This window comes from Listeria farberi (genome assembly GCF_014229295.1).
GTDB lineage: Bacteria > Bacillota > Bacilli > Lactobacillales > Listeriaceae > Listeria > Listeria farberi.
Genome location: NZ_JAARZL010000001.1, coordinates 1,473,249 through 1,483,358, shown reverse-complemented (window position 1 = coordinate 1,483,358; position 10,110 = coordinate 1,473,249). Strand labels below are relative to the sequence as shown.

Annotated in this window: 4 protein-coding genes, 21 tRNA genes, 1 rRNA gene, 1 pseudogene and 1 riboswitch; all 27 genes and pseudogenes read left to right on the top strand. The window is 42.2% G+C overall.

Translation table 11 applies throughout. The features are described from left to right. The first annotated feature begins 8 nt into the window (after positions 1 to 8). A 5S ribosomal RNA gene (gene rrf, locus HCB38_RS07410) occupies positions 9 to 124 on the top strand. A 9-nt stretch (positions 125 to 133) separates the two neighbouring features. After that, positions 134 to 206 (top strand) — tRNA-Val (locus HCB38_RS07405). A gap of 8 nt (positions 207 to 214) precedes the next feature. Then, positions 215 to 290 (top strand) — tRNA-Thr (locus HCB38_RS07400). A gap of 40 nt (positions 291 to 330) precedes the next feature. Next, positions 331 to 403 (top strand) — tRNA-Lys (locus HCB38_RS07395). Positions 404 to 408: 5 nt separating this feature from the next. Further along, positions 409 to 490: transfer RNA gene (locus HCB38_RS07390), tRNA-Leu, on the top strand. A gap of 15 nt (positions 491 to 505) precedes the next feature. Then, positions 506 to 580, top strand: a tRNA-Gly gene (locus tag HCB38_RS07385). Positions 581 to 594: 14 nt separating this feature from the next. Further along, positions 595 to 680 (top strand) — tRNA-Leu (locus HCB38_RS07380). A gap of 9 nt (positions 681 to 689) precedes the next feature. Next, a tRNA-Arg gene (locus HCB38_RS07375) sits at positions 690 to 763 on the top strand. 10 nt (positions 764 to 773) lie between these two features. Beyond that, positions 774 to 847, top strand: a tRNA-Pro gene (locus tag HCB38_RS07370). Between the two features lie 21 nt (positions 848 to 868). After that, positions 869 to 941, top strand: a tRNA-Ala gene (locus HCB38_RS07365). A 57-nt stretch (positions 942 to 998) separates the two neighbouring features. Continuing rightward, positions 999 to 1,072: transfer RNA gene (locus HCB38_RS07360), tRNA-Met, on the top strand. Positions 1,073 to 1,083: 11 nt separating this feature from the next. Then, positions 1,084 to 1,157: transfer RNA gene (locus HCB38_RS07355), tRNA-Ile, on the top strand. Positions 1,158 to 1,179: 22 nt separating this feature from the next. After that, positions 1,180 to 1,269 (top strand) — tRNA-Ser (locus HCB38_RS07350). 41 nt (positions 1,270 to 1,310) lie between these two features. Next, positions 1,311 to 1,384: transfer RNA gene (locus tag HCB38_RS07345), tRNA-Met, on the top strand. A 6-nt stretch (positions 1,385 to 1,390) separates the two neighbouring features. Then, positions 1,391 to 1,466: transfer RNA gene (locus HCB38_RS07340), tRNA-Asp, on the top strand. A gap of 4 nt (positions 1,467 to 1,470) precedes the next feature. Continuing rightward, positions 1,471 to 1,543, top strand: a tRNA-Phe gene (locus tag HCB38_RS07335). A 27-nt stretch (positions 1,544 to 1,570) separates the two neighbouring features. Continuing rightward, positions 1,571 to 1,643, top strand: a tRNA-His gene (locus tag HCB38_RS07330). Positions 1,644 to 1,664: 21 nt separating this feature from the next. Beyond that, positions 1,665 to 1,735, top strand: a tRNA-Gly gene (locus tag HCB38_RS07325). Between the two features lie 24 nt (positions 1,736 to 1,759). After that, positions 1,760 to 1,833, top strand: a tRNA-Ile gene (locus HCB38_RS07320). A 6-nt stretch (positions 1,834 to 1,839) separates the two neighbouring features. After that, a tRNA-Asn gene (locus tag HCB38_RS07315) sits at positions 1,840 to 1,912 on the top strand. Between the two features lie 32 nt (positions 1,913 to 1,944). Then, a tRNA-Ser gene (locus HCB38_RS07310) sits at positions 1,945 to 2,035 on the top strand. A 5-nt stretch (positions 2,036 to 2,040) separates the two neighbouring features. Next, positions 2,041 to 2,112: transfer RNA gene (locus tag HCB38_RS07305), tRNA-Glu, on the top strand. A 60-nt stretch (positions 2,113 to 2,172) separates the two neighbouring features. Continuing rightward, positions 2,173 to 3,365: pseudogene (locus HCB38_RS07300) on the top strand (MFS transporter). Between the two features lie 59 nt (positions 3,366 to 3,424). Further along, positions 3,425 to 3,531, top strand: a riboswitch (SAM riboswitch). Positions 3,532 to 3,637: 106 nt separating this feature from the next. After that, the gene (gene metE / locus HCB38_RS07295) at positions 3,638 to 5,935 is read left to right on the top strand and encodes a 5-methyltetrahydropteroyltriglutamate--homocysteine S-methyltransferase (RefSeq protein ID WP_185620277.1); all 2,298 of its coding nucleotides are present in this window, start codon (positions 3,638 to 3,640) and stop codon (positions 5,933 to 5,935) included. A gap of 20 nt (positions 5,936 to 5,955) precedes the next feature. Beyond that, positions 5,956 to 7,080 (top strand): aminotransferase class I/II-fold pyridoxal phosphate-dependent enzyme, encoded by a 1,125-nt coding sequence (locus HCB38_RS07290; protein WP_185637976.1) that lies wholly within the window; start codon positions 5,956 to 5,958, stop codon positions 7,078 to 7,080. Continuing rightward, positions 7,073 to 8,245, top strand: a complete 1,173-nt coding sequence (metC, locus tag HCB38_RS07285; RefSeq protein ID WP_185318976.1) for a cystathionine beta-lyase — start codon at positions 7,073 to 7,075, stop codon at positions 8,243 to 8,245. The genes HCB38_RS07290 and metC overlap by 8 nt, the downstream gene beginning before the upstream one ends. After that, positions 8,242 to 10,095 carry a bifunctional homocysteine S-methyltransferase/methylenetetrahydrofolate reductase gene (locus HCB38_RS07280; protein ID WP_185637973.1) on the top strand — a complete coding sequence of 618 codons (1,854 nt, stop codon included), beginning with the start codon at positions 8,242 to 8,244 and terminating at the stop codon, positions 10,093 to 10,095. Before metC ends, HCB38_RS07280 begins: the two co-directional genes overlap by 4 nt. Positions 10,096 to 10,110: the final 15 nt, after the last annotated feature.

Below are 10,110 nucleotides of genomic sequence, written 5' to 3'. Positions count from 1 at the left end.
CAATATTGTCTGGTAGTTATGGCGAGAAGGTCACACCCGTTCCCATCCCGAACACGGTAGTTAAGCTTCTCTGCGCCAATGGTAGTTGGGGGCTTCCCCCTGCGAGAGTAGGTCGCTGCCGGGCAGTATTTCTGGAGGTTTAGCTCAGCTGGGAGAGCATCTGCCTTACAAGCAGAGGGTCAGCGGTTCGATCCCGTTAACCTCCATTTTTTATGCCGGCTTAGCTCAGTTGGTAGAGCAACTGATTTGTAATCAGTAGGTCGCGAGTTCGACTCTTGCAGCCGGCACCATTAATATTTTCTTTATAGTAATACATATTTTTATTATAGAGAGCCGTTAGCTCAGTTGGTAGAGCATCTGACTTTTAATCAGAGGGTCGCTGGTTCGAACCCAGCACGGCTCACTTTTGCGGGTGTGGCGGAATTGGCAGACGCACCAGATTTAGGATCTGGCGCCGCGAGGCGTGGGGGTTCAAGTCCCTTCACCCGCACTTATTATACAATATGCGGAAGTAGTTCAGTGGTAGAACATCACCTTGCCAAGGTGGGGGTCGCGGGTTCGAACCCCGTCTTCCGCTCCATATTTTATAGCAACGCCGGGGTGGCGGAACTGGCAGACGCACAGGACTTAAAATCCTGCGGATAGTGATATCCGTACCGGTTCGATTCCGGTCCTCGGCACTTATATTTGCGCCCATAGCTCAACTGGATAGAGTACTTGACTACGAATCAAGCGGTTAGAGGTTCGACTCCTCTTGGGCGCACTTTATTAAACGGGAAGTAGCTCAGCTTGGTAGAGCACTTGGTTTGGGACCAAGGGGTCGCAGGTTCGAATCCTGTCTTCCCGATTGTTTCATCTTTTATTATATGGGGCCTTAGCTCAGCTGGGAGAGCGCCTGCTTTGCACGCAGGAGGTCAGCGGTTCGATCCCGCTAGGCTCCACTTGCTTCACATTTAATCACATAATTAGAAAGAAAATGGTAGCCTTATTATCATCATGGCGGCGTAGCTCAGCTGGCTAGAGCGTTCGGTTCATACCCGAGAGGTCGTGGGTTCGATTCCCTCCGCCGCTATTTTCAATCTTGGACCTTTAGCTCAGTTGGTTAGAGCAGACGGCTCATAACCGTCCGGTCGCAGGTTCGAGTCCTGCAAGGTCCACTTGTCACTTTATTATTATCATGGAGGAATACCCAAGTCTGGCTGAAGGGATCGGTCTTGAAAACCGACAGGCGGGTAATACCGCGCGGGGGTTCGAATCCCTCTTCCTCCGTTTTTCACTTGTGATATGTGGACTAAATTAAATATTATTGTCGCGGGGTGGAGCAGTCTGGTAGCTCGTCGGGCTCATAACCCGAAGGTCGTAGGTTCAAATCCTGCCCCCGCAATAGAGTGGTTCCGTGGTGTAGGGGTTAACATGCCTGCCTGTCACGCAGGAGATCGCGGGTTCAAATCCCGTCGGGACCGCCATTATGGCTTGGTAGCTCAGTTGGTAGAGCACTTGATTGAAGCTCAAGGTGTCGGCAGTTCGATTCTGTCCCAAGCCATTCTTTTTTAAACATTTTTGCCTTATGGCGGATATGGCGAAGTGGTTAACGCACCTGATTGTGGTTCAGGCATTCGTGGGTTCGATTCCCATTATCCGCCCTTTGTTTTAAATTTTATTATGCGGGTGTAGTTTAGTGGTAAAACTACAGCCTTCCAAGCTGTTGTCGTGGGTTCGATTCCCATCACCCGCTTTTTACCATGAAAATAGTTTTCTAGGGCCTATAGCTCAGCTGGTTAGAGCGCACGCCTGATAAGCGTGAGGTCGATGGTTCGAGTCCATTTAGGCCCATTTTATTCCACAGTAGCTCAGTTGGTAGAGCAATCGGCTGTTAACCGATCGGTCGCAGGTTCGAGTCCTGCCTGTGGAGTTATTCTTTCAAAATAGAATATTTATATATCTGGGGAAGTACTCAAGTGGCTGAAGAGGCGCCCCTGCTAAGGGTGTAGGTCGCTCGCGCGGCGCGAGGGTTCAAATCCCTCCTTCTCCGCCAGATATGGCCCGTTGGTCAAGCGGTTAAGACACCGCCCTTTCACGGCGGTAACACGGGTTCGATTCCCGTACGGGTCATCTGAAAAACAATGTCGAACATCGACATTGTTTTTTTTAGTAAGTTTTTGGAGGTGTGCTATGGGGGCAAAAGGGAAGTTTTGGATTTTAACGATGGTTGTAGCCATATCTGGATTGTCTCAGGGAGTTTTACTGCCACTTATTGCAATAATTTTGGAAGAAAAGGGAGTAAGTGCAGGAATAAATGGATTTCATGCCACAGGAATTTACTTAGGAGTTTTATTGATTTCTCCATTTATTGAAGCACCATTACATAAATATGGTTATAAACCTATAATATTAGTTGGTGGAGCGCTTGTTGCAATTGCAATATTTGCTTTTCCTATCTGGTTTAATTTATATTTTTGGTTTATATTGCGATTACTTATTGGGATAGGGGATCATATGTTGCACTTTTCTTCACAGACATGGATTGGTGCAATGAGTGATCCTAGTAAGCGTGGTCGGAATATGGCTATTTATGGTTTGTTTTTCTCTGTAGGGTTTGCAATTGGGCCACAGTTAGTCAATTTGGCGAAAATAAGTGCTAACTTGCCTTTCTTTTTATCAGGTATTTTAGTTTTAATTGCTTGGAGCCTTGTTTGGTTTGTTCGAAATGATTTTGTTGGAGAAAAAGCTGTTATTCGAAAAATTTCTTTTTGGGGAAGTTTAAAACGTTTTTCGGGTGTATTTAAGATGGCTTGGATGGCAATGATTCCACCATTTTTATATGGAATTCTTGAGACGGGTCTTAATGCGACGTTTCCAGTTGTAGGATTACGTGATGGACTTGATACAACAATGATTGCGTTAATTATTTCTTCTTTTTCAGTTGGGACAATTATTTTTCAAGTACCGATTGGAATTATTAGTGATAAATTTGGTCGGAATAAAATGTTACCTTTTTTAATTGGAGCAGGGGCTATTGTTTTTGTATTGATAGCTTTTGTTAAGACACCTATTTTCTTTGTGATATTCTTCTTTGTTTTAGGGATACTACTAGGCTCGCTTTATTCTTTGGGATTATCTTATATGACTGATTTGACACCTCTCGAACTACTTCCGGCTGGAAATATTTTGGTTGGAATGTTCTTTAGTCTAGGGAGTATTATTGGGCCGAGTGCTACGGGAATGATGATTGGTGTTTTTGGAAATCAAATATTTTATTTTGTGATTGCTGGAATCCTGTTGTTAGGCTGTTTATTGTTAACTTTTGGAAGACAAAAAGAAGCACTTTGAAAAAAATTAAAAATTTAATGATTGACAGTTTTTAGTTGCAAGTGGTATGATGATTTCAATCCAATTTAGGTGATTGAAAAAACTAAATAAATTACTCTTATTATGAGTGGTAGAGGGACTGGCCCGTTGAAACCCAGCAACCTTTCAATTCGTTGAAAAGGTGCTAAATCCTGCGAAGTGTGATGCTTCGAGAGATAAGAGAGACTTAAAAAGTTTCACTGTATTTGTGTATCGAAACTTCCAAACCTCTCTAATTCTCTAGGGAGGTTTTTTATTGGCAAAAAATGGAGAGGATAAGGTGATAGGTATGGTAAAGGCGATTAGTTCAAACTTGGGGTATCCGAGACTTGGGGAGAAACGTGAATGGAAACGTGCGTTAGAAAAGTTTTGGAATGGTACGATTTCTGAAGAAGAATTATTGGCGGAAACGAAGGCTTTAAGATTACATGCGCTGAAAAAACAACAAGATAAAGGAATTGATCTGATTCCAGTTGGTGATTTTAGTTTTTATGATCAGGTGCTTGATACGAGTGTGACATTTGGAATTATTCCGAAACGTTTTCAGCATAATGGTGGGAAAGTTTCCCTAAATACATATTTTGATATTGCACGTGGTAAGAGTGATGCGGTTGCCTCTGAAATGACGAAATGGTTTAACACGAACTATCATTATATTGTTCCAGAACTTGCTGATGCGGATCCGAAAGTATTAGATAATCGGGCGCTTTACTATTACGAAGAAGCCAAGAGAGAACTTGGTATTGAAGGGAAACCAGTGCTAGTTGGGCCGATTACTTATTTAAAACTAGGAAAAGGTAGCGATGCGGAAAGTTTTGAAGGATTATTAGATAAATTTATTCCGGCGTATGTAGAAATTTTGAAAGGTATCGAAGCTGCTGGTGCTACATGGGTGCAAATTGATGAGCCTTATCTTGCAACTAGCTTTGATAAATCAGAAATTGCTTTCTTCGAAAAAGTCTATCAAGCATTTCAAGTAGCGGTTCCGAATTTGAAAATTGAGTTACAAACTTATTTTGAAAGTTTGGATTATTATGAAGAGGTTGTTAATTTGCCAGTAGCAGCTGTAGGAATTGATTTTGTTCATGATCATGGGGATTCGCTAAAAGCACTTAGAGATTACGGATTTCCGGAAGATAAGTATTTAGCGGCTGGTGTAATTGATGGTCGAAATGTTTGGCGCAGCGACTTGGATGCGAAACTAGCGCTGCTTACGGAGATTGCGAGTTATGTGGAAGATGGGAGACTGATTGTTCAGCCATCTAACTCATTATTGCATGTTCCGGTAACGAAGCTAAATGAGCCAGATTTGGATGAAGTAATTCTTGGTGGTTTATCATTTGCTGATCAGAAATTAGATGAAATTGCTGTTTTAACCAAAGCTTTGACGAATGGCGCGGAAAGTGTGGCGACTGAACTAGAAGAAGCTCGTGCAGCAGTGAAGGCGCTCAATGAATCGAGTCATCGAAATAATTTAGAAGTACAAGAAGCAATAGCTAATTTAGCAAATGTACGAGTGGACCGGGAGTTGCCATTTGCGGAACGAATTAAATTACAGCATGCATGGTTGAAATTACCGCTATTCCCAACGACAACGATTGGAAGTTTTCCACAATCATCTGAAGTTCGGAAGACGCGTGCAGACTGGTTAAAAGGTAGTATCACGGATGCGGAATATAATGCTTTTATTGAAAAAGAAACGGCGCGCTGGATCAAAATTCAAGAGGATTTAGATATTGACGTATTGGTCCACGGCGAATTTGAGCGGACAGATATGGTGGAATATTTCGGTCAAAAACTGGCTGGTTTCCAAGCGACTAAATTTGGTTGGGTACAATCATATGGGTCAAGAGCAGTTCGTCCACCACTAATCTATGGGGATGTTGCTTTTACAGAAGAAATTACGGTAAAAGAAAGCGTCTATGCCCAGTCATTAACAAAACGTCCGGTGAAAGGGATGTTAACAGCACCAGTCACTATTATTAATTGGAGTTTTGTTCGTGATGATGTCCCTGAAAGTGTTGTTGCGAATCAAGTTGGGCTGGCGCTTCGTAAAGAGGTTGAAGCATTAGAACGCAATGGTATTAAAGTGATTCAAGTCGATGAGCCTGCTTTACGTGAAGGGTTACCACTTAAACAAGCACGATGGGAAAAATATTTGGATGATGCAGTTTATTCGTTTAAATTAACAACTGCTTCGGTTCAAAATGATACGCAAATTCATACACATATGTGTTACTCGGATTTTGACGATATCATTGATACGATTAGTGCTCTAGATGCTGATGTAATCTCAATTGAAACTTCAAGAAGCCATGGGGAGATAATTTCGACATTTGAAGAAGTGACTTATGATAAAGAAATTGGCCTTGGGGTTTATGATATTCATAGTCCACGTGTACCGACTGTGACAGAAATTCAAGATAATATTCGTCGGGCGTTACGTGCAATTGATGCAAAACAATTTTGGATTAACCCAGATTGTGGCTTAAAAACGCGGAAAGAGCCTGAAACGATTGCGGCGCTGCAAGATATGATTAAAGCGACTAAAGAAGTTCGTGCGGAATATCAAGTATTAGAGAAATAAAGGAATGGAGGAGAGGTAATATGGCAAAGCTGAAACAAGAGACGATAGCAGCGCAAATTGGAAATAGAAAATGTGAAAGAACGGGTGCTGTCAATATGCCAGTCTACTTCTCTACAGCTTACCAGCATGCCGATCTTGGAGTATCAACGGGGTATGATTATACTAGAACTGGGAATCCAACGCGAGACGCTTTACAGGAAGCGCTCGCAGCACTCGAAAATGGGACACATGCTTTTGCAACGAGTTCAGGAATGAGTGCAATTCAACTGGTTTTCCAGCTTTTTAAAACCGGCGAACATATTATTAGTTCGCAGGATTTGTATGGTGGGACTTTTAGATATTTTGAACAGTTTGGTGCCCAGTATAATATTGGATTTTCGTATTGGGACGGTCTAGACATTGCGGATTTGGAAAAATTAATTCGTCCTGAAACGAAGGCGATATTTATTGAAACACCAACAAATCCATTGATGCAAGAAACAGATATTACGGCTGTGTCTAAATGGGCGCATGCACATGATTTGCTTGTAATCGTGGATAATACATTTTATACACCAGTTTTACAGCAGCCATTATCTTTGGGAGCGGATATCGTGATTCATAGTGCGACAAAGTATCTTGGAGGACACAATGATGTGCTGGCTGGCGCGGTAATTGTGAAAGAAGAACAACTTGGGGAATTCTTTTTTGATCAATTAAATGCGACAGGGACTGTGCTATCACCATTTGATAGTTGGTTATTGATTCGTGGGCTTAAGACACTTGTTTTACGTGTAAGGCAGCATCAAGCAAATGCACAGAAAATCGCAGTCTTTCTGGAAGCACATGAGTTAGTAGAGGAAGTTCGCTATCCTGGGCGTGGTGGAATGATTAGTTTCTTTATTCGAGATGCGGCGCTTGTATCGCCACTTTTGAAAGAGCTGGATCTGTTTACTTTTGCGGAAAGCTTAGGCGGGGTGGAGAGTTTGATTACTTATCCAACGACGCAAACACATGCGGATATTCCAGAAGAGTTGCGGAATTCTTACGGACTCACTGACAAATTGTTACGTATTTCGGTTGGTATTGAGGCGAGCGAAGATTTGATTGCGGATTTATCCAAAGCGCTCGATACTGTTCTAGAAGGGGTGAGCGCTCGTGGTTAAAGAATATGCGCAAGACACAGCTGTGATTAAAGCGAGCCTCGGGATTGATAAAGAGACTGGTGCACTTAATACGCCAATTCATTTATCTTCTACTTTCCATCAACATGACTTTGATAACTATCATGCGTATGATTATGCGAGAAGTGGAAACCCAACAAGAGAAAAAGTGGAACAGGCGATTGCGGAACTGGAAGGTGGTACGGATGGTTTTGCTTTTGCTAGCGGTATGGCAGCTGTATCTGCGGCACTTTTTACACTTTCTAAAGGAGATCATTTTATTATTGCGAAGGATGTGTATGGTGGGACATTTCGTTTAGTTGAGCAGGTTTTGCCGCGGTTTGGGATAACGCATACGTTTGTTGATACGACGAATATTGACGAGGTCGCCAAGGCATTTCAGAAAAATACAAAATTGGTTTACTTAGAAACACCTTCTAACCCGTTGCTCCACGTAACGGACATTCGGACGGTTTCTAAGCTTGCGAAAGCGAATGGGTGCTACACGTTTGTTGATAATACTTTTTTAACACCATTACTTCAAAAACCGTTAGATTTGGGTGCAGATTTAGTTATTCATAGCGCGACGAAGTTTCTTGGTGGACATAGTGATGTTTTAGCAGGACTAATTGTCACTAATAATCCTAGTTTGGCTGAAGCGGTCTACTTTTTGCAGAATTCGACTGGTGGAGTACTTGGTGTGCAAGATTCATGGCTCTTGCTCCGTGGTCTTAAAACACTCTCAGTACGGATGAAAGCGGGGACGGAGACAGCAGAAAAAATTGCTTTGTTTTTAAATGCGGAGCCAGATGTAGTTGCAGTGCATTATCCAGGGCTGCCTTCTCATGCGGGCTATGAGATTCAAGTGGAGCAAGCAACAAGTGGTGGTGCTGTTTTATCGTTTGACCTTGGTAGTGAAGAAGCGGTGCGTGAACTAGTAACACATTTGGAATTGCCGGTATTTTCTGTGAGTTTAGGTGCGGTGGAGAGCATTTTATCGTATCCGGCTAAAATGTCTCATGCGGCTGTTCCGGAAGAGGAGCGTTTGGCACAAGGGATTACGCCAGGACTATTACGTTTCTCGGCTGGATTAGAAGATGCTGATGATTTGATTGCTGATTTAAAACAAGCACTTTCATTCATTAAGAAGGGAAGTGTTGCGAAGTGAATTTAAGAAAAGATTTAAGTGAAAAGGTATTAATTGCTGATGGTGCGATGGGCACTTTGCTTTATTCTTATGGAGTGGATCGTTCATTTGAGGAGCTGAATTTATCTCATCCGGAAGATATTGTGGCGATTCATAAAGCATATATTGGAGCAGGAGCAGATATTATCCAAACAAATACCTACGGCGCGAATTATATTAAATTAGCGCGATATGGGTTAGAAGATGAAGTGAAGCGTATTAATCAAGCGGCCATTCGATTAGCAAAAGAAGCAGCAAGAGGGACTGGAACGTATATTTTTGGTACGATTGGCGGAATAAATGGGGCGGTAGATGCAAGACTTCCAGCGGCTCCACTGGAAGAAATCAAGCGAAGTTTTAGGGAACAGCTATACTGTTTTTTATTAGATGGTGTGGACGCGATTTTGCTAGAAACCTATTATGATTTAGATGAACTTAAAACAGTGTTAAAAATTCTTCGTGAGACTACTGATTTGCCAGTAGTTGCCAATGTTTCTATGCATGAGCCGGGAATTCTTCAAAACGGGAAAAAATTACCGGATGCGCTAGAGGAACTTATTGCGCTTGGAGCAGATGTGGTTGGCACTAATTGTCGACTTGGTCCGTATCACATGGCACGTGCGCTTGAAACTGTACCGCTGTATAATAATGCTTATTTGGCTGTTTATCCAAATGCTAGTTTACCTGAAATGCAAGAAGGAAAAGTAATTTATCAATCGGATACGGATTATTTTGAACATTATGGGGAGATTTTTCGGCGAGAAGGGGCACGTATTATTGGCGGTTGTTGTGGAACGACGCCAGACCATATCCGCGCTTTAAGAAAAGGGCTTGAAACCACGAAACCTATCTTGGAAAAAGAAGTTCGGCCGATTTTGGAGCTAGTTCCAGAAGAAGTGGAAGACGTGGAATCGGGCGAGCGCTTGCTTGATAAAGTGAAGGAACGTTTAACAATTTTAGTTGAACTAGATCCACCACGGACTTTTGATACAACGAAATTTTTTGAAGGAGCCCAAGCACTTGACGCGGCGGGAGTTGATGCAATTACAATTTCGGATAATTCGCTTGCCACACCACGGATTAGCAATATGGCCCTTGCTTCGATTTTGAAGCATGAGTATGGTATTAAACCACTCATTCATCTAACAACGAGGGATCATAATTTGGTAGGGATGCATTCGCACGTGATGGGATTCCATAAATTGGGACTGCATGATGTGCTTGCAATTACAGGTGATCCAACCAAAGTAGGGGATTTCCCTGGAGCTTCATCGGTGTTTGATTTAAGGTCAGTGGAATTAGTTCAGCTGATTAAAAAATTCAATGATGGAATTTCTTATACGGGGAAGTCGCTGAAAGAAAAAGCGCGATTTCATGTTGGTGCGGCGTTTAACCCAAATGTACTTAATTTAGAAAAAGCGGTTCGTTTAATTGAGCGCAAAGTGGAATACGGTGCCGATTATATTATTACACAACCAATTTACGATGTTAATAAAGCTGTTTTACTAAAAGATGCATTGCGAAAAGCAAATATTGATGTGCCGCTTTTCATTGGTGTTATGCCATTATTATCTAGTCGAAATGCGGAATTTCTGCATAATGAAGTTCCTGGAATTCGTTTGACGGATGAGGTGCGTGAAAGAATGAGAGAAGCGGAGGAGCACGGTCATGCCAATGAAGAAGGTATGGCGATTGCTCGTGAATTAGTGGATGCTATTTGTGAGCATTTTCAAGGGATTTATATCATTACGCCATTTTTACGATACGATTTGTCAATAGAACTGGCGAAATATATTCAAAATAAACAACAAGTCCAGATAGTTTCTAAATAAAAAACTGGTTGTCAT

Coding starts and splice junctions, on each gene's coding strand:
- metE (WP_185620277.1), top strand. CDS start 3,638: ATGGTAAAGGCGATTAGTTCAAACTTGGGGTATCCGAGACTTGGGGAG.
- HCB38_RS07290 (WP_185637976.1), top strand. CDS start 5,956: ATGGCAAAGCTGAAACAAGAGACGATAGCAGCGCAAATTGGAAATAGA.